The sequence below is a fragment of the Yoonia sp. JB2-21 genome, assembly GCF_055693545.1.
In genome coordinates, this window is the sequence record NZ_JBVFUC010000001.1 from 953,394 (window position 1) to 972,400 (window position 19,007).

At 55.1% G+C, this 19,007-nt stretch carries 18 protein-coding genes; 7 read left to right on the forward strand and 11 right to left on the reverse strand.

The window, feature by feature from the left end; genetic code table 11:
- Positions 1-19: 19 nt before the first annotated feature.
- Both ACZ1G5_RS04810 and ACZ1G5_RS04815 read right to left on the reverse strand, forming a co-directional pair.
- Complete coding sequence (locus ACZ1G5_RS04810; RefSeq protein WP_472731769.1) at positions 20-214, reverse strand: hypothetical protein; 195 nt, start codon at positions 212-214, stop codon at positions 20-22.
- 142 nt (positions 215-356) lie between these two features.
- A complete protein-coding gene (locus ACZ1G5_RS04815) occupies positions 357-1,025 on the reverse strand; it encodes a PDDEXK family nuclease (RefSeq protein WP_472731770.1) in 669 nt (222 codons plus the stop codon).
- Between the two features lie 1,146 nt (positions 1,026-2,171).
- Between ACZ1G5_RS04815 and ACZ1G5_RS04820 the strand changes: the two genes are divergently transcribed.
- Positions 2,172-2,591 carry a hypothetical protein gene (locus tag ACZ1G5_RS04820; RefSeq protein WP_472731771.1) on the forward strand — a complete coding sequence of 140 codons (420 nt, stop codon included), beginning with the start codon at positions 2,172-2,174 and terminating at the stop codon, positions 2,589-2,591.
- Between the two features lie 161 nt (positions 2,592-2,752).
- Positions 2,753-3,682, forward strand: coding sequence for an alpha/beta fold hydrolase (locus ACZ1G5_RS04825; RefSeq protein WP_472731772.1), 930 nt, complete (start codon positions 2,753-2,755; stop codon positions 3,680-3,682).
- A 103-nt stretch (positions 3,683-3,785) separates the two neighbouring features.
- On the opposite strand, the gene ACZ1G5_RS04830 is transcribed toward ACZ1G5_RS04825, so the two are convergent.
- The 4 genes from ACZ1G5_RS04830 to ACZ1G5_RS04845 form a co-directional block, all read right to left on the reverse strand.
- The gene (locus ACZ1G5_RS04830) at positions 3,786-4,706 is read right to left on the reverse strand and encodes a helix-turn-helix domain-containing protein (protein WP_472731773.1); all 921 of its coding nucleotides are present in this window, start codon (positions 4,704-4,706) and stop codon (positions 3,786-3,788) included.
- Positions 4,707-4,711: 5 nt separating this feature from the next.
- Positions 4,712-5,263 carry an exopolysaccharide biosynthesis protein gene (locus tag ACZ1G5_RS04835; protein ID WP_472731774.1) on the reverse strand — a complete coding sequence of 184 codons (552 nt, stop codon included), beginning with the start codon at positions 5,261-5,263 and terminating at the stop codon, positions 4,712-4,714.
- A gap of 159 nt (positions 5,264-5,422) precedes the next feature.
- Positions 5,423-6,112, reverse strand: coding sequence for an SDR family oxidoreductase (locus ACZ1G5_RS04840; RefSeq protein ID WP_472731775.1), 690 nt, complete (start codon positions 6,110-6,112; stop codon positions 5,423-5,425).
- Complete coding sequence (locus ACZ1G5_RS04845) at positions 6,109-6,747, reverse strand: glutathione S-transferase family protein (RefSeq protein WP_472731776.1); 639 nt, start codon at positions 6,745-6,747, stop codon at positions 6,109-6,111. Before ACZ1G5_RS04845 ends, ACZ1G5_RS04840 begins: the two co-directional genes overlap by 4 nt.
- A gap of 87 nt (positions 6,748-6,834) precedes the next feature.
- Here ACZ1G5_RS04845 and ACZ1G5_RS04850 point away from each other — a divergent pair, with 87 nt between their 5' ends.
- A complete protein-coding gene (locus ACZ1G5_RS04850; RefSeq protein ID WP_472731777.1) occupies positions 6,835-7,725 on the forward strand; it encodes a LysR family transcriptional regulator in 891 nt (296 codons plus the stop codon).
- A gap of 37 nt (positions 7,726-7,762) precedes the next feature.
- Here ACZ1G5_RS04850 and ACZ1G5_RS04855 read toward each other — a convergent pair whose 3' ends face one another.
- Positions 7,763-8,962, reverse strand: a complete 1,200-nt coding sequence (locus ACZ1G5_RS04855; protein ID WP_472731778.1) for an MFS transporter — start codon at positions 8,960-8,962, stop codon at positions 7,763-7,765.
- Positions 8,963-8,971: 9 nt separating this feature from the next.
- A complete protein-coding gene (locus ACZ1G5_RS04860; protein WP_472731779.1) occupies positions 8,972-9,235 on the reverse strand; it encodes a hypothetical protein in 264 nt (87 codons plus the stop codon).
- A 107-nt stretch (positions 9,236-9,342) separates the two neighbouring features.
- On the opposite strand from ACZ1G5_RS04860, the gene ACZ1G5_RS04865 reads away from it, so the two are divergent.
- The 4 genes from ACZ1G5_RS04865 to ACZ1G5_RS04880 all read left to right on the forward strand — a co-directional run bounded on the left by ACZ1G5_RS04865 (position 9,343) and on the right by ACZ1G5_RS04880 (position 13,352).
- Positions 9,343-10,248, forward strand: a complete 906-nt coding sequence (locus ACZ1G5_RS04865; RefSeq protein WP_472731780.1) for a LysR family transcriptional regulator — start codon at positions 9,343-9,345, stop codon at positions 10,246-10,248.
- A gap of 93 nt (positions 10,249-10,341) precedes the next feature.
- Entirely contained in the window at positions 10,342-11,946 is a 1,605-nt protein-coding gene (locus ACZ1G5_RS04870) for an FAD-dependent oxidoreductase (RefSeq protein ID WP_472731781.1), read from the forward strand.
- Positions 11,947-12,147: 201 nt separating this feature from the next.
- Positions 12,148-12,981, forward strand: coding sequence for a helix-turn-helix domain-containing protein (locus ACZ1G5_RS04875; protein ID WP_472731782.1), 834 nt, complete (start codon positions 12,148-12,150; stop codon positions 12,979-12,981).
- Positions 12,978-13,352, forward strand: a complete 375-nt coding sequence (locus ACZ1G5_RS04880; protein WP_472731783.1) for a hypothetical protein — start codon at positions 12,978-12,980, stop codon at positions 13,350-13,352. The genes ACZ1G5_RS04875 and ACZ1G5_RS04880 overlap by 4 nt, the downstream gene beginning before the upstream one ends.
- A 191-nt stretch (positions 13,353-13,543) precedes the next feature.
- Here ACZ1G5_RS04880 and ACZ1G5_RS04885 read toward each other — a convergent pair whose 3' ends face one another.
- From ACZ1G5_RS04885 to ACZ1G5_RS04895, 3 genes are all read right to left on the reverse strand, one after another.
- Positions 13,544-14,419: a metallophosphoesterase gene (locus ACZ1G5_RS04885; protein ID WP_472731784.1), complete on the reverse strand. Its 876-nt coding sequence runs from the start codon at positions 14,417-14,419 to the stop codon at positions 13,544-13,546.
- Between the two features lie 9 nt (positions 14,420-14,428).
- A complete protein-coding gene (locus ACZ1G5_RS04890; RefSeq protein WP_472731785.1) occupies positions 14,429-15,529 on the reverse strand; it encodes an AAA family ATPase in 1,101 nt (366 codons plus the stop codon).
- 329 nt (positions 15,530-15,858) lie between these two features.
- Positions 15,859-18,999, reverse strand: coding sequence for an LAGLIDADG family homing endonuclease (locus ACZ1G5_RS04895; RefSeq protein ID WP_472734274.1), 3,141 nt, complete (start codon positions 18,997-18,999; stop codon positions 15,859-15,861).
- Between the last annotated feature and the right edge of the window lie 8 nt (positions 19,000-19,007).

The window sequence follows — 19,007 nt, forward strand, 5'->3', positions numbered from 1 at the left end:
GGAGACCAATTAACTGGTGTTATTGGTGCAAAATTTTCTTTGGAGCTTCAGAACCGTCAGCCATGATTGTGCTGAGATCCATGGACCATTCATCGATTTCGAGGCGCTCAAAGAACCGGGTCATGTCGCCAAAAGCGCGTTCGACCAGAGCCCGATCACAGGCGCGACCGCTAGCCGCAGTCATCGTGCTAGAGTTAAATTTCACTGTCTTCATGTCATTTCCTTTCGATTGACGTAGACTGATTGATCCCCGGCAAGACCGCCTTGCATGGGTTGGTAATTGGAAAATTTTGAGGGATGGCTGGCCGGGTTGGGTTAGGCTCCCCACCGATCTCAGATATTTTGGGTCAGATCACTCAGGCTCTGAACACCTCAGCAGAACGCCGAATACGTTCATGCCGCACCATCTGCAGGTGGCCAGACTTGATCAGACGCACTGCTGCGCGGAAGCCCATGCCCTCGAGACCAGACTGATCGACCAGGTCACCAATGGTCGTCACGCCAACAGACTTCCCTGCTACATCCTGCAACACAGGATCTGCAAAGAAATCTGGACGGCGCACCGCATGGATCAGTTCAGCATTGAACAACTCGACCGGACAGACATCCCGTTCTGTGAACAAGCGGAAATCATTCACCACACACTGGTGCATGGCCTGCTCTTTGATGCGTGCCAGTTTCGTCGTGTACTTGAGCCCTGCCCGCTGGCTTGGACGGACGGCATAACCTACAACGCGCTCATCGGTCTGTGTGACGACCAGGTCCATGTAGTGCGTGTGATACTCACCATGTTCATCATACCATTCGAAGGCAACTTGCTCGACGACATCCAGCGTGGCCGGGCGTGCCGATAGAAGAAGCAGGGCTTTTTTCTCGAGATTGCTTTCAGTACCGACACGCACGCCGCACCCGTCACCAAAGACGCCGCCACCGGTGAAATGTTGTGTTGACCCTACCTGGGTCTTGCGATTGCCACGGCTGGCGTCTGGAAGGCTGATACCGCCAGAATGGAATGGATAGGACATATCTTTGTCTTTCATTTGAGCGGGGATAGTCCCCGAAATTCGAACAGAAAGATCCCGTCAGGCGATCGACAGCATTTCGCGAAGCGTCCGGTCTGGACGGCGATGTTTGCTGCAGACGCACCTCCTCCGTTGCCATCAAAAGATGACCTGGAACGAGATCAGGATTGTTTGAAAAACCGATGTCCTTGAAATGGGCCCACAAAAGTGGTACCTATTCTTTGAAAGAGGGAAGGCTTCGGTCTTTCGGGAATTTCGCGATCTGTTGGCGCAGGTCGCGTTTTTCATTTTAAGGGTCGGTCATATTCGTTCCTTTCATCTCTTTGGCGTTCACGATTGGCTTGCATCGACGATAACGCGTCAGCGTCCATGCGTTAATATTTTTTTGTTTTAAAACAACGAGCTAGAAACGCCTCGCAGTTTCGTTTTTCGCATATGGGCAAAGGGTTGAGTTAGCGTCGCATGAACTTCTGCTAGCAACATAGGCCATTGCCTTGCTTGCCTAGCGTGGGTGTCGTGCTTGCGAAAAATTAACTGACTAAAATAGTCGTGTAATTTTCTCGCCGGCGTCCAATCTCAAGGATCGCAGAATCCACTATCAAAGGAGCGTCGGATCGACCGCGATTCGCACTGGGCGCCGCCGCAAGGATCCCGCTGATCTGAGGGCAGTCGGAAGCAATGATGCGTTCGACGCAAACCGCTTGGGGTATATTTATCATGCTCGCTCCTTCCTCAACAAAGACAGACATTCTTCTGAAATGTCTGCTGCTCTTCATATGAGTTATAGGTACTTCCTCAGGATAGATAGCCCCTCGGAGGTCATTGTTGTTCACTTGATTCAGGTCGTACCCGCATTTTTATGCACTTGAATCAGGTCGCGAGCTCGTGCGCGCATGTGGAAGCCTTAGTTGCCCGTGGCGTTCAAATTGAAGGGGAAATCCGTTTTGGAGCGTGATGTAATATTCCCCCGCAATCGCCACTCCGGTCTCAAGAACATCGCCGCCATTTCTTACCGAGACAGAACGGCATTCCAAAAGCTGACTTTAATGTTTTCCGCAGCGAACGACGGGAGCGAGCCCAAAGCAGAAGTGACAAAAGTTTGCTGCATGCGCTCGCAGCGAAGATGTTGCTGAAATGGTGTAGATACCTATGCTGCTGTGGAGCGAGAAAAACGGTCGTTCATGCGAACAGCGGCAAGAACGAAGCGATCCAGGATCAAGTCGCCGACTGACCGGACTTGTGCAGATGCGGTTATTGCTGATGCAGCATTTGCTCGCAACGGCGGCGATGAATGTATGGCAGTGCAGCATACTGCTCCAAAGCAGCCGTTTGAACTGGCCAACCACGTTGGATTTTAAACTGACCTTTCGCCGCCACGGTCCATCGTTTGATGATCCGAAAAACCATTTGGGAGGGAAAGGGAAGAGGCGCCGCCACCTAAAGCTGACAGGTGCAGAACGAGTTGAGAGCAAGGACGCAACGAAGATCCTCAAGCAGGCACTATCCGTTCAGACGCTAATATGCTCGGGCAACAGCCCCCTAAAACGGTTGTTTTATTCAAGAACTTGACACGCAGGTCCAAGACACTAGGACCGCGAAGGTTACCTTGGTTTCATGGAACTAGTGACGCTGGTGCGGCAAAGCCGACCTGCTGAGTTAGCAACCAGAAAATCATAATGGCTTTGCAATGCGCATGGCATTGTATCCTCCCTCAATCTTAGGAAAACACCATGAAACTGAATACGATCTTTGCGACGGTTATTACCGTCATCCCCCTTAGCGCCGCTGCGCAAGATGCTGAGACCAGAATTCCGACAAATGGAATTGAGTTGAACGTAAAAACCTGGGGTGATCCACAAAACCCGCCCGTTGTTTTGATGCATGGCTGGATGGGAACGTCCCATTCGTGGCGTGCTTTAGCGCCTTTGCTATCAGACGAACGGTTCGTGATAGTGCCAGACATGCGCGGGCATGGTGCGTCAGACAAGCCGAACGATGGTTATGACGCCGTAAACTTAGCCGCTGATATCCACGGTATTTTGGACCACTTTGGCAAAGAGAATGCACATGTTGTCGGTCATGATATGGGCGCGCTGGTCAGCTTGGCTTTTGCCGGATCCTACCCTGAAACTGCTTGGACCATGACCTATCTTGATGAGCCGTTGGTCGGCTACAACTTGGACCAATTCACGGCATATCGCGAAGAAACCTACGGTGGCTACTGGCACTTTGGTTTCAACACTGCACCAGGCCTTGTGGAAACGTTGGTGACGGGCCGCGAACAAGAATTCGTTGATTGGTTCGTGCCGCTCATGCACAGCGCAAACCCTGATGCCGTAAGCGCGGAAGACAGAGCCATCTATGCCGCGGGCTTGAAAACAGAAAACGGGATTTCGGGATCGGTGGGGTGGTATCGTGCCGCCTTTGAGACAGGCCGGCAATTGCGCGCATTGGGCGACGCTGGGATCGATGTGCCTATGATGGCGTGGGGCGGGGAGTATGGAATTCCGGTTACCCATTCTCAATTTGAAATGATCACTGATGATGCGCGAGGCGGTGTTATTCCGGGCGTCGGTCATCTTTTACCCGAAGAGGCTCCCGAATTTCTCGCGGCGGAGTTGGACGCTTTTTACGATGAAATCGAGCAAGCTGAAAACTAGGCTTTTTTGATCAAGCGACAGAGCGGGGATGTCTCATGAAAGGGATATTCCCGTTTTCGTTCGCCTCGCGTGTTTGGTCCGCGTGCGCTGATTTCGACACTTGCTATGCGCGCCAGTTGCGGGGTGTCACTCCGAACCTGAGCTTAAACGAGCGTGTGAAGTGTGAGTGATCGCTGAAGCCTGTCTCATAGGCGATTTGACTAAGGCTTTTCTGAGTGTGTTCCACCAAGTCGCAGGCACGCTGTAGTCTGCGTTCTTTGACATAAGCTGCGATGGTTTGGCCAGTCGCGGCCTTAAAGGTACGCATCAATGTTGAGCCGCTCATGGCGGCGACAGTCGCCAACTCTTCGATTTTCATGACCTCGGACAAATGGCTTTCAAAGAAAACTGTCACACGTAAGATACGCCCGTCCGTGGCATCGACATGCGTCTCTGAAGCAAGCGTCTTATGTCCGAAATTCGAGTATCGTTTTAACACATAGCTTTTCACAGTTGCGTCGAGTTGTTCGAGAAACAATTGATCTGCCGAAGTTGAAGCGCGCAATGCATGATCAGCGGCAATCGCCAGTTGATACAAGAACGGATCCCCCTCATTCCACACGGGCTCGATTTTTAAGAGACGGCCGTCGACATCCAAATCTGTCTCAACAACAGTTTCGAGTTCGAGCCGATCGAGATACAGGTGAAAAACATCAATAGTCTCGGGGAATTGCCAACCGTGCTCATGTTCGGCACCGGAAATGCACACCCCGCCGATATTCACTTCGTTGCCTTCTAGCCGATTGCCGTCATAGCGCGTGACCCTATGTGACCCTGAAAAGCGCATGGCAACCATATAATCGCTTGTTCCGCCAACGTAGCATCGCGGCATACCCGGCGGATGCAGTTGCCTGATGCGGCGCATGTTAATACCTGGACGATGAGAGGCCCTGACGGCCTCAATGTCATCCGGGAGATTTCGACGAATTGCGTTTTCAAAGCTGAGTTTTGCCCTCGTCAAGTTGATCGCCTCCGATTGTTTCAAGCCGGTTAGAAAAATACAGCGCCTACAAAGCTGCCAATCAGCAGTGCCACGCCAACAGCAGCGAAAAGTCCAATAATCACCAGCAGACCGTCATCGCGCAAAAGACCCAGAACCAAGAGGGTGACCGCAGCGCCGCCTGTCGTTGCAGAAAGCGGCACCAGTTCGAGAAACGGAAGTGCCGCCCCAATGCTGAAGGTCACAACGCCGGGCAAGTGACCTGCGGGCCATCGCATCAACCATGTCCAGCGGGGGCGTGTGTGGCGTTCGATCCAGCCCAAAGGCGTGTTCAACCGATCCCGCAACCACTCCAGATGTTTGCGCCGAACAGAACGCCGCATGATAAATCCAGGCAGCCATATTGTTTGCCGTCCCAGCATGATTTGCGCCGCTAAGGCTGCGATCGCGATGCCACAAATTGTGGATACACCAAATACAGCTGTAGCTGGCGACAACGCGATCAGTGCGGGCGCAAGTATCGCAGCCGACGGCCCGCCGGGACCAAGCGCCATAGCGATTTCCCCAAGTTTGACGCGACTTCCTTCCCCAGCTTGCGCCATGGATGACGTCAGCCCTCGCAGACCAGATGCCGGCAAATTGACGCGACTTTGTGTCGTCATTTGAACCGCTCGCGCTGCAAAACGGTTCTTGCTTCGACAGCCGTCACTTGATCGGTCCTCATCCTCTCCTGCATCGCAGCGGTCCCTAGATGTTGCATTCTAAGTGGTGAGCTTTGCGTTCAGCGAAACGGTCGAACCTGCGGTCAGCCTGCCCGTTGGGGTGAACAGCCAAGCGGCGGCCTCGCCAACTTCGCGTGCGGTCACCCAAGACGGGTCATGCGTAGGACGCGCACGCGTGGCGATCACACTGCGCAGCAACAGCGTGTGGCTGTGCAAGGCGGGGTTTTCGGCTTTTACGGTTTGGATCAGCATGTTCAGGCCATGTGCCATGATTGAAACGGCAGATGATCCGGGCACAGGGGCTTCGGATCCCGCGCCATTGATCGTGACATAGCTGCCACCTTGGACGATCATCGGCACGGCCGCTTTCGTAAACAGAAAGTGGCTTTTAAGCAGTGCGTCGAACGCTGTTTGGAACTGATCGGCAGATGTCTCAGCGAGTTTGCCAAAGTTGAACCAAGGACCAAGTGCAGCCACGGCACCGTCGATTTGGCCGAACGCGCGCAGGTCCGATTGCAAGGCTTCAACCGCACCATCATCGTCTAATGGGGTTTCAATCACGCTCAGTTGTGCGGGGTTTTTCAGGGTTGCGCGCAGTGCCTCGGCCTTTGCCATGGAGCGGGCGGGCACGATGACGCGGGCGCCAGCATCGGTGAACGCCTGCACGATCCCTTCGCCCACATCGCCTGTGCCACCACCAACCAAAATTGTTTTGTTATCAAGGGTCATGCTGTGGCTTCCTTCTGCATATCAGCCACGCGTTTCAGGGCACGGGCGACTGCTGGGCGCGCCTCAATCTCTGTCAGCCAGCGCCGCGTATTTGGCAGGGCTGACAAACGATCGGCGGCTGCTTTTTCAAGAAAGCCCAAGCCACCCTTTGCCCAAGAAAAGACCATCATGTCGGCAATCGAATAGTCATCGCCAGCAAGGTAGTCATGCGCGCTCAACCGATCCTCAAGCACCGCGTACAGGCGCAATGTCTCGGCCAGATAGCGTTCAAGCGCATAAGGGAGTTTTTCAGGGGCATTCAGGAAGTGTCCCCATTGCCCAATCATCGGCCCAAGCCCGCCAACCTGCCAGAACGACCACGCCAACGCATCCGCGCGCGCTTGACCGTCCTTTGCAAGGAATTGGCCGTGCTTTTCTGCCAAATGCATCAGGATCGCGCCGGATTCAAAGAGGGTTACATCATCATCCTGAAGCGCTGGGATTTTGCCGTTGGGGTTCAGGCCGCGAAACTCAGGTTCGTGCTGGGCACCGTCGCTGACGTTGACCGCGACAAGCTCATACGACAGACCCAGCTCCTCAAGCAGGATCGCGGGCTTTTGGCCGTTCGGGGTATTCCATGTGTGCAAAGTGATCATCGGTCTCATCCTTTTTAAATCTGTTGGGATGAAAATAGGCGGGGATGTCGCGCTTGATTAGATGGTCAATTTGAATAGTATTAATTCATGAATGAATTAATAGATCCGCACCTGACTGAGCTCGCTATGTTTGTGCGCGTGGTGGAAAGTGGTGGCTTCACGGCCGCAGCGCGCGCCACAAATACCCCTCAACCCACAGTCAGCCGTCATATCAAGCAGCTTGAGGGTCGCCTTGGGCTGCGCCTGCTGGACCGCTCGACACGCCGTGTCGCATTAACGGAGCCCGGCCGACGGGTATTTGATCACGCGCGGGCCATGCTGGATCAGGCCGAGGCCGTGCAGGCTGACATCGCAAACCTTCAGGCCGAACCCTCTGGTCGGCTCAGCGTCGTTGCACCCATTGTGCTCGGCCAAGCGTTTGTCAGTGATGTCGTGGCGCAATTCACCACGCAACACACTAAGGTCAGCGTCTTCATCGAATGGACAACCCGAGCGGTCAATCCGATAGAGGACGGGGTTGATGTGGTGATCCGTGTTGGCCGCCCACCGGATTCGTCGGCCGTTCTGACCCGATTGGGGAATACCCAAGTCAACGTCTATGCACCGCCCGGCTTTGACGCGTCCCTGATCCGCCATCCTTGCGATTTGACCGACCACCGCATCGCATCGCTTGGCCGCACTCTTGGCGACACCACGGTTACGCTGCGCAACGCGGCACAAACGGAAACCGTCACCGTGAACCACGCAGTTGTTGCCAATGACACCCGGCCCGTGATTGCGGTGGCAATGCAAGCGCAGACGTTGGCGCTTCTGCCACGCTTCGCCGTTCCTGAGGGTTGGACTTTGTGCCTTCCCGATTGGCGTCTCCCCGATTTGGAAATAAACGCCACATCAGCGCCAACGCGGGGATCGTTACCGAAAGTCAGGCTATTTTTAGATGCCCTCAAACAGGCTGTTAAGAAGGACGGATATACTTGATAGCAAGCCAGCCGGGCGTCTTCAGCCCGGCTGAACATTATGTAGATCGTCGCGCATTGACATGTTGCAGGGCCCCGATTGCCAGCAGCAAAACTGCGGTCAGCCCGAGCACTGCGGCGAAGATCGCGAAAATGGTGCCGACAGACACGAACGCCACCATAGCGCCCGTGATAACGGGAGCCGCGAATTGGCCTGCGAAGACGAATGTTGTCAGCATCCCCGCCGCCTTGCCGCGCGCGTTTTCATCGACCACCGCCATCAGCCATGAATTCTGGTTTGGCATGATCGCGCCAAGCCCGAGGCCGACGGTCAAAGTCCCTGCCACGATTTGCGTGAACCCCGATGCGCTTGCGATCAACCCATACCCCACAGCCATCAGCAGAAAGCTGAGCGCGAATATCGTCAGGGGTGCAAAGCGGGCCCTTATCCATGAGAACCCGATTGCTGAGATGATGCTGGTGGCTGTGACGGCTGCTATGGCAACGCCTGAGAGCGATGGTGCGGTCAGCCCGACCTCTTGCATCAAGAACGGCAGCCGCGTGGGGATGATGTAAAACGTCACCATTGTAAAAAACGCGAGTGCGATAATCGGTGCAATCGTGCGCCACGGCAAAGGTCGTTTAGGCTCGTTTTTTGATGGCGGTTTCGCTTGGCTTTCTGGCAGGATGAACCACGCCGCAAGCGCAAACGGGACGGCTAAAAGGTAGATGAGGAACGGCGCGCGCCATGACACTTCAGCGAGCAGCCCGCCGAGGAGTAGAAAGACGATTCCACCAGCGGACACAGCGGCCGCTTGCCGTCCCATGAATTGAACACGCGCGCGGCCCGTCCACAAATCAGCCGCCAACATTGTCGCAATTGTCAGCGTACCTGCCACCCCGATCCCCAAGACGACCCGCCCGATGAGCAGCTCTGTCATGCTGGACGCCACAATGCCCGATGCTCCGCCAAGCGCATAAAGGGTCATCGCAAACGCGAGTAGTTTGCGCCGACTGACCCGATCCGCCAACGCGCCAAAGATGGCGGCAGTCAAAATGATGGCAAGCGATGGCAGGCTTAGAACCAGACCTGAAAGCGTCTCAATTCCCGGGACATCTGCAAAAGCCGCAGACAGGCCGTGCAATGACGGTGCGATCGTCGCGTTCGCCATTATTGTCAGGCTCGACACCGCGAGCACTGTCGCGGTGATGAGCATGTTGGGGGATTTGTCATCCATAGATGTTGTTTGCGTTGTCATGACCTGATCCTAGGCTGCGCGTTTGTCGGCGAATGCCGTCAATTGGCCCATCTGCCCTTTTGCAAAGGCTGTTTTGAACTGTCTCAGTTCATCTTGGTTCGATGCCACGAATGGACCGCCGAAGACCGGCTCTTTCATTTCAAAAAGGCTTGCGACAAGGAATGGATCCGTGCGGTTGCCCACGGATTGTCGCATGACGTCGTGGGTTTTGATAAGTGCGGAATTCATTCCTACGGGTGGTGTGATGATTTGTTCTACAGTGCGATTGGTCATGATGTGCCTCTTTGTGATCTGTTAAAGGCAGATTACATTATGCGAAATTAAAGTATTATATGGTGAATATTGTTTTCATTATCCGTAATTATGGATAATGTGACTGTATGGACATCAACGCCCTGAAAGAATTTGTCACGGTCGCAGCGGAAGGGTCGTTCACCGCCGCAGCCAGCCGGTTGAAGACGCCCACCTCGACCGTTTCAAAACGCATCCAAGACCTCGAAACCGCCTTGGGGGTCAGGTTGATCGAACGCACGACGCGGCAATTACGCCTGACGGCAGAAGGTGCCGCTTTGCTCCCACGCGCCCAACGTATCCTTGCGGATGCGCAAGAGGCAGAACGCATGCTTAGCGCCAGTGCCGCAGCCCCCGAAGGCCTTTTGCGGATCAAGATGCCGTCCTTGTTTGCGCAGTCGTTCGGGGGTGCAATTGCGGCGCAGTGTCGGCGGGATTTTCCCGGGATCATCCTCGACATTGCCCTTCTTGATCGCCCCGTTGATTTGATGAACGAAGGATTTGACGGTGGGATTTACATCGGTGCCTTGCCAGACAGCCAACAGGCGGCGCGTACAATCGCGGTCGCCAAAACGATCCCCGTCGGCGCGCAAAATGTTTTGGGCGACAAAGGCATACCGCAAAGACCGTCCGATCTGGCCAAGCTTCCCGCGCTGACATTAGAGGGCGGCAAGGCACGCGCATGGACGTTTTTCCAAGACGCCAAACCAACCAGCGTCACAGTGAACCCTGTCGTCACGATGAATTCGTTAGCCGTCCTGCGGGATGCTGCGGTTGCGGGTGCTGGTATCGCCTATCTTCCCGAGTTCCTGGTTCAAAAGGACATCACCAGCGGTGCATTGATGCGCCTTTTGCCAAACTGGGACGGCGAGGATGTAACAATCTCGTTTGTGTACCCATCCCCCTATTCCGTCACCGCGCGCTTACGTGCCTTCATTGATGTTCTTGTGCAGCAATTTCCCGATCGTAGGCTAATGGATCGGCAGCCTCGCTGATCTATGCGCGTTTTTCATGTCTCTCAAGGTCGCTCCTTTCGGTGCCCAAGGACATGTGCAACACTTGGTTCATCCCCCTTCAGGAGCGCGTTTATGGAAAGCCTTGCCAGTAATCTTAAAGAAATGGCGCGCACGCCATTGCATGAAAGCCATGTTGCCGAATTGCGCAAAGAAGGACGTATCGTAGACTATGCGAAGGGCGACATCATCGCCGAAGTTGGCGATCCGATGGATACGTTTGTCTATATCTTGGACGGCGCCATCGAAGTCATTGATCCCTTCACCCGCGAGTCTTATTTGCCCGCGTCGCTTGGGCCAACCCAATTTATGGGCGAGATTTCGTTTTTGAATGGCGGGGCCTACGCCATGCCGATGCGCGCCAAAGAAGACACAACAGCCATTGTCGTGCCCCGCGAAAACATGCTGGCGGCGATGGCACGTATTCCGGAAATGTCGGACATCGTCATTACCGTCTTTGCGGCCCGTCGTCGCCGTCAACTTGAAGACGGTGATACCTCGCTTAGGCTTATCGGCCTCGAGGTTAGCGCACAAATTCGCACGATTGCCGATTTTGCGTCGCGCAACAAAATCCCGTTCCAAGTTATCGAAATAGGATCAGCGCAAGCCCAAGGGATCGCACAGACTTGTGGTGTCGCGTTGACAGAACCGGCTGTGATTTTCGGACAAGACCGGGTCGTCGAAAACCCAACCCCAGCCAGGGTTGCACGCCTGCTTGGGCTTGATTTGGTGATAGATGCCGATGAGGTCGTCGATGTCTTGATCGTTGGTGCCGGCCCCGCAGGTGTCGCAGCGGCCGTCTATGCTGGTGCCGAAGGGCTATCCGCCATCGTGGTCGAAGACATCGCCGTTGGTGGACAGGCAGGCACGTCAAGCCGGATCGAGAATTACCTTGGATTTCCAACAGGCATTTCCGGCGCCGATCTTGTTTGGCGCGGTGAGATTCAAGCAATGAAATTCGGCACCCGCTTTGCCGTCCCGCGTCGTGTTGAAGCTATGGCTATCGACGCGGATCAGCTGTTTCATGCAACATTGGACGACGGTCAGGTGCTATGCGCCAAATCGGTCATTGTCGCGACAGGGGTGCAATATAACCGCCTGCCTTTGGATGGCTTAGAGCACCTTGAAGGTAGCGGCATCTACTATGCGGCTACGGAAATGGAAGCCCGCTACTGCAAAGACGCAGAGGTCGTCGTTGTAGGTGGCGGTAACTCTGCCGGACAAGCGGCGATGTATCTGTCGCGCACCGCAAAACACGTCCATATTCTGGTGCGCAAAGACAGTCTTGCGGCCTCTATGTCGCAGTATTTGTTGTCTCGTCTTGAAACAAACCCTGACATCACCATCCACTATAAATCCCAGCTTAAGTCCCTGCATGGGCAAGACAAAATGGAACGTGTCGCCATCGAAAAAGACGGCGCTGATTGGGATTTGGCGACGCCTGCTGCGTTTATCATGGTCGGTGCTGCGCCGAACACCACGTGGCTCACGGATCATTGCGATCTTGACGCACGCGGATTTGTCATCACTGGGGCAGATGCGACGTCACCATTCGCCACATCCTGCCCTGGTGTGTTTGCTGTTGGGGATGTGCGGGCGCAATCAGTGAAACGTGTCGCGTCAGCCGTCGGCGAGGGCTCCGTAGTGATTTCCCAGGTCTGGGCGCATGTGAATAAATAGCGCGGCTTACGTCCGCCAAGGCAACCGTAGCAACACCTCACGTTTGCTGCAACCGAACCAGTTTCGCCAGGTCGGTCGTTCTTGGGCCATAGTTGGCTCTCCAGTCCGTTGAGGAGTGGCTGGACTGGTAACCGGATTTTTCAGACTTATATCTGTGGCAGCAAAGGTGACGGTCTCCTTGCGATTAGGAGGAACCTTCCGGTGCTGGATAGTGTTTTTGTAGATAAAATAACCACAGGAACCCTAGCACCATACCTCCGTCCAGATGGGTTTCGCTGTGATGTGAATGGTATTTCGATTTTGGCGATGCCGCCTGGGCATGTTGATCTCAATGTTCAGTTGCAGGGCACTGTCATCAACACGGTTCCGTCGACCCCCGCGACGTTCTCAAAGGTAAAGGTAAACGGTACACCGGTTGAGTTGGCGACCGCTTTCAAGTCTGGCAGTGCGTTCTTGCCCAGTGGTACTGATTTTGTTTTGCAATGTCAGAACCACAGTTGGGAATGCCTGATGGAGTTTACTGACGACAGCTTTATCGAGTTGGTATCTGAGCAAGTTGAGGATTTTGACCTAGAACGGGCCGATCATTTCAGCGGTGTTGACGCAAGCTCTGGGCTATTGGCACAGATGGCGATTGACCACTTGCGTCAGCCGATAGCGGACAGGTTGTATCTGGAAGGGTTGGCTATTGCGATGACAGCACGCGCGATGGCGTTTGCCGGGCCAAATCAAAAGGCGCCCTCAACGCGCGGCACGGACAAGCGTATTGATCGAGCAATTGAGTACATCCACATGTATTTGGCCACTGGGATGACGGTGAGTGATCTGGCCGCCGTGGCCTGCATGAGTCCCAGTTGGTTCACCCGGGCGTTTAAGGCGCAGACCGGTCGAACAGTGCATGCCTATGTATTGGAGCATCGCCTTGAGAAAGCATGTGAGGCTTTGCAATATCGCCAGTCCACAACCCCGACAAAGATCAGATACATTTTAGTTTGGCCTATGCGACCAACCATCCCGCTGGGATGGAGGTTATGAGGTCGGCAGAATATGGCGCTCTATCTGAGCACGACAGAACAATTTATACAAAGTCCACGAGTGATAACGGACCGGGTCTGTTCGATGCTCTTGACGAACCACTGGAGATAAGAGGTCCATACCTGAGGGCGCGCAAGCGACATCAAGATACGGCTCATGAAGTCTTGACGACATTGCTGGGTGCTCATCATGGTGGCATCCAATTTGAAGAATTGTGTGCTCTGGCTCAACAGACATTATTTTTGAAACGAACAGAACTTGGACAGGCGATCGTTCGCTTGAGTCTTGACGGAAAAATCTATCCCAGTTGGAAAGATCGAAATGGTCGCACACCGGGCTCAAAGGATTTAATCAAGCTCACCTCAGTCTAGTTGGCGCACCAGACTAAGACGCGCATTGAAACTGGTTTAAGTCCAATAGGATCATGGATGTCCGCTTTGCTAAAGTATCCAAAGGCCTATGCAACCGCAGCGAATGACTATTTTCCGCCATCTTTGTGGAAAAACAACATACTGCTAGCGCAGAAAGTAGCGTACCAATCGAAGCGCAAGCGCCGTTCTGATCAGGCTTTCCACAAGCAAGCTTCCCTCAAATATGAAACTGACTCATCGATCAACTCACCCGCGTATCCAACGGACACGTTCCTGATATCCGTGCCTTGAACCTTCGCGCGAAGCCGTCGATGAGAATGGCCAAAAAACCATGCGTCTGGCCGATACTGAATGAGAAGTTCACTCATGTCTGAGTGGAACGCAGAAGAAAGCGTGTCGATCTCACCAGCGACGGCAGGATGAGGGCCGTGATGTGTGACAACGACCGTTTTGCCGTCTGCTCCCGTCGGATGTTGGCTCGCCAGACTGCGCGTGAGCCAAGAACGATGGTCCCAATGAACGCGAAGAACTTCTCTGGGCTTCAATCGACGCTCTCGATGCATGATTGGGACACTGTCGATGGGACTGCTGGGATCCAGGGGGGCTCCGATCATGTCATAGTCTGCCATAAGTAAGTCAGCATTGCGCATGGCGATGGATGGCTCACCAGATAGGTTAAAATCCGACCACAAAGTGCAACAAAAGATGCGCGTATCACCATGCAGCAAGGCTGTTTTCTGTACGAAATGCGCACCAGCGTTCTTCGCTACCCTTTCGAGCTTATGGTCGTCGGTCAGGTGTGCGTCGTAATAATCGTGATTCCCAGGTAGCGCGTAAATCCGCTCTGGCAGAATGAACTCGGATAGATACTGGATCACCTGCGCCCAGCGATCAGCTGGCCCGTTGGTCAGGTCGCCAGCAAGGATCAGGGCATCGGCGTTCCAGGCGATGTCTTGCAGAGCCCATTGATTGATGGGGTGTAGGGAGAAGCGGCGATAGCTGTCATAATGGAGATCAGCCAAAATGGCGATGTCACCGGTATGGTACGGAATGGTTTGATAATTCATTACGCGACCTCAGTTCAGCATTGGCTGGCAGGCCAGCGTCTGGGCGCGGTCGAGCATGCGACTGACTGTCCGCAAGCTCAAACCGGCGTGCGCAATCGCCCCGCAGTCGAAGACATCCATTAAGGCTTCAATTGCAGGATCCGGCAAACCCCGACGCGCGCCTTCAGTCTCTGCAAACTGCCGCAGCTGGCTTGTCGTCAGGTCCGGAAGGTCCAAGACCTGGCAACGGCTTTGCAAGGGCTCAGGCAAGCCTTGGCGGCTATTGGCTGTCATCACCCAGTTCACCCAGGACATATCGCATTTGATCTGAAAAAATGGGCATTCCCACGTCGCCGCCGTCATGCGTTCCAGCAGCGGCAGGACCGCGTCGGTCAGCGCGTGACGCGTGCCTCTGCTTGAGTGAACATCGCCCGCCTTTTCCACCTCATCGACGATGACCAATGGCCCGCCGTGTCGATCGCGTAAAACCGTCTGCATCAGCTTGCCTGGTGTTGCGGTAGACCACCCTCGCTGAGAGCCGACGAGTGCAAACGTGGCTGGTTCACCAGTCGCATCAATCATGGTCGTCGGCACCGCCAGATGATGCGCCAGACGGCGGGCCCAATAGCTTTTGCCGATCCCGGGAGAGCCGACCAAGACAAGCGGGTTGAAGCGCAATCCGGGCAACCCTTCCCTTGCCGATGCGCGTAGGCCATACCAAACGGCCTCGGTCGCCTGAGACATCCAAGGCATCTCAGCATGAAGTTCTGCGGCGATCTCATCAGCCTCATGTTCCGTGGCAACACGGGCAACCGGCAGCCCACCTCTGAGGGCCATTAGCCTAACGCGGTTTTCTGCAGAAAGATGTGACATACCAGACGCAGCTTGCTGTCGCTCGAGGAACCAAATGGCGCGCCCTTTGATCCGCTGTTTGTCGGCGTCATCGACCAAGTCGTACGGGTACACGCGGTCATCATCCGTCATGCGACCCGCCGCGATCTCAGCGCGCTGAGCATTCTCGCGGGATGTCTTCAGAAAATTCGTCAGACGCTTCTCGACATCCCGCAGTTTGGGTTGGTCGTCATGGAAGGTAAGATTGTGAAACGGAATGGTAGTTTGGGATCGGGTCATGTGGGAATCCTTTCATAGCGCAAAGGCGACCTTGCGCGTTCACCCGACGACCAACGACCACCGAGCAGATGTGATATGAAAGGTTCCGGAACCTGTGGTACACTTAGTGAACAAACGAGGGAGCAATGCAAGCCCGTGGCTGCGCGGCGTCTAAAACGCCTATGGCGCAGACGGCCGACAAGCAGAAAACCCACAAGTCACTGAAAACATTAAAAAACCACCGATCTCATAAAGATCGATGGTCATTTGATCCGTGTGGAGTGGTCAAAAAACACCCCTAAGTGGCCAAGTTATGCGAGGTCCCACACTTGCCGCACGCCATTCCAGGCCTAGCCGCACTTAGAATAGCCACAAGACCCGCAAGTCATACATCCCTCGACCATGCGTAACTCGTAAGATCCGCAAGACGAACAGGCCTTGCCGCGCGGCGCGCCGTTGATCGCAACCACATCGGCCTGCGGATCCGCCTTCAGCCCCATGCCTTCGCCTGCCAAAAACCCGGTGGCGATCATGTGCTTTTCGATCACGCCACCGATAGCAGCCAAAATCGACGGCACATATTTGCCCTGCATCCATGCGCCTCCGCGCGGATCAAACACCGCCTTCAGCTCTTCCACGACAAACGACACATCACCCCCGCGCCGGAACACCGCCGAAATCATGCGTGTCAGCGCCACGGTCCACGCAAAATGCTCCATGTTTTTGGAATTGATAAACACCTCAAACGGACGCGGATGTCCTGCAATCACAAGATCATTCACGGTGATATAGATGGCATGCTCACTGTCGGGCCATTTCAGTTTATAGGTCGCCCCCTCCAACTCTTGCGGACGGTCCAGCGGCTCGGACATGTAGACGACCTCGGCCCCCTCATCACTCGTCGTGATTTGGGCGGGCACTTCGGATGGCGATGCCTCCTCAGACACTGACAACACAGACCCGGTCACATCATTAGGCCGGTAGGTCGTGCATCCCTTACAGCCTTGATCCCAAGCGGCCATATAGACCTCTTTGAACGCATCAAAGCTGATGTCCTCGGGGCAGTTGATCGTCTTGGAAATCGAGGAATCAATCCATTTCTGTGCTGCCGCCTGCATCCGCACATGGTCCAGCGGGGCCAGCGTTTGGGCATTGACGAAATAATCCGGCAAAGGCGCGTCACCCTTCAGATCACGCCACATCTGCACGGCGTAATCGACCACTTCTTCCTCGGTCCGCGAGCCGTCTTTTTGCAAAACCTTGCGGGTGTAGGCGTAGGCAAACACAGGCTCGATCCCGGATGACACATTGCCCGCATAAAGGCTGATCGTGCCTGTGGGCGCGATTGAAGTCAGCAAGGCGTTGCGAATACCGTGCTCCGCAATCGCATCCCGCACATCCGCGTCCATCGCCTGCATGGCGCCACTGGCAAGGAACTGTTCGGCGTCAAACAGCGGGAAGGCACCCTTCTCTTTGGCAAGATCAACCGACGCGAGATAGGCCGCGCGGGCAATCTGATGCATCCATTTGTCCGTCTGCGCCGCGGCCTGATCGGACCCATAGCGCAAACCAACCATCAAGAGCGCATCTGCCAAGCCGGTGACACCCAACCCAATGCGGCGTTTGGCTTTGGCCTCCGCCTTCTGCGCCTCAAGGGGAAAGCGCGAGGCATCCACGACATTGTCCATCATGCGGACGGCCGTGGCGACCAAATCAGTCAACGCCGCCTCATCCAATGCAGCGGCATCCTCAAACGGGTCCGCAACCAAACGCGCCATATTGATAGAGCCCAGCAAGCATGCGCCATAAGGCGGCAAGGGCTGTTCGCCGCAATTGTGGACGTAAAGCCCATTTGCATCAAAAGCATTCACGCCAGGAACCTGCACATCAAACACATCCGCGCTGCCCACCGGGCGCACATCGACAACGCGCGCTACAAAACGCTCGCGATTGGCTGCGCGCTTGTAGCGGCCCAACGCATTTGTCAGACGCGTTGACTTATCGGTATCCACAAAACCAACGCGTTGTTCAAAACCGGACAGATTCGCACCCGAAACGACCAACTCATGCTGTGCTTTGGTGGGGTACATGGCCATACCACCACGTTGATCGGGCAATTCTCGTTGCCCCGCATCGCGGCGGTTTTGATAGATCACCGCATTGATCCCAAGACGCCCCAGCATCCGTTGAACAGCCCGCAACAACGGCAGGTCGGATTGGGCCAGGCGCACGGACACGCCCTTTTCTTGCGTGCCTTGCACAGATCCATCTGCATCAAACAAACCACGTAGAACAGCAGCCGTGAAACCAGCACTTGCCTTCTCGATCTGCGGAGTCACCGTCTTATGTCCCCGCGCCAAACCATAGCGGGCGGCCAAATCGCGCAGCGCTGTTGTGCCAATCCGGTATTCATTGCGCGCGGCAATCGCCTGCCAGCCCGCGAAATCTGCGCGGTGCGGCATCGCTGACAACAGCGTTTCAATATGCGTCATCATCGCTGACGGACCAGCAGGCAGCGATCCATCCGCGCAAGGGTCGGCCATCCAAACGCTCAGCAATGTCTTGTCATCGCGGATCACGCCATCCCCGATCAACGCGCCCAACAGATAACCCTGCTCAGCCTCGGGATCGTTTTGCGCCCAAGCGGCATCTGCATGGTTATGCAAAACAATTTCGTCGTCAGGGCGCAAATCTTGCGCCGCAGTCCACGTCGTCTCAAGCTTGTAGCGGGTCGCACGGCTGACCTGACGGACCAAATGATCCGGCGTCAATCGCAACACGCGACCACAGCGGGTCGCGACTTCCAAAATCGGTTTATGACCCGTTGCAAAAAAACCTTGCGGGCCGCTGTCATAGGGCTTGCCATCAACAAAAGCAGTGAATGGTCGTCCAATCAGATCAGCCACCTGACGCGGCCCAGCGGTGGTATGCACCCAGGTATCTGCTGTGACGCAAGGGTTCGTCGCCGCAATCGTCTCGCAGTAGTTTAGATTATTCATCTGGTTGATGCGGTCGATAAAGATCACGCCGGGTTCGGCGTAATCATAGGTCGACTTCATAATCGCGTCCCACAACTCACGCGCTTGCACAGTGCGGTAGATATCACCGTTGAAAACCAGATCCCACGACCCGTCTGCCTTCACCGCTTCCATAAAGGGATCGGTAATCAACACAGACATATTGAACATGCGCAGCCGAGCGGCGTCCGATTTGGCGGTGATGAAATCCTCAACATCGGGGTGATCGCAGCGCATCGTCGCCATCATTGCCCCCCGGCGCGACCCGGCGGACATGATCGTGCGGCACATCGCGTCCCACACATCCATGAATGACAGCGGGCCAGAGGCGTCAGCGGCCACGCCTTTCACGTCTGCACCTTTCGGGCGAATGGTGGAAAAATCATAACCAATGCCGCCCCCCTGCTGCATCGTCAGCGCGGCCTCTTTGAGCATATCAAAGATACCGCCCATGCTGTCAGGAACCGTGCCCATGACAAAGC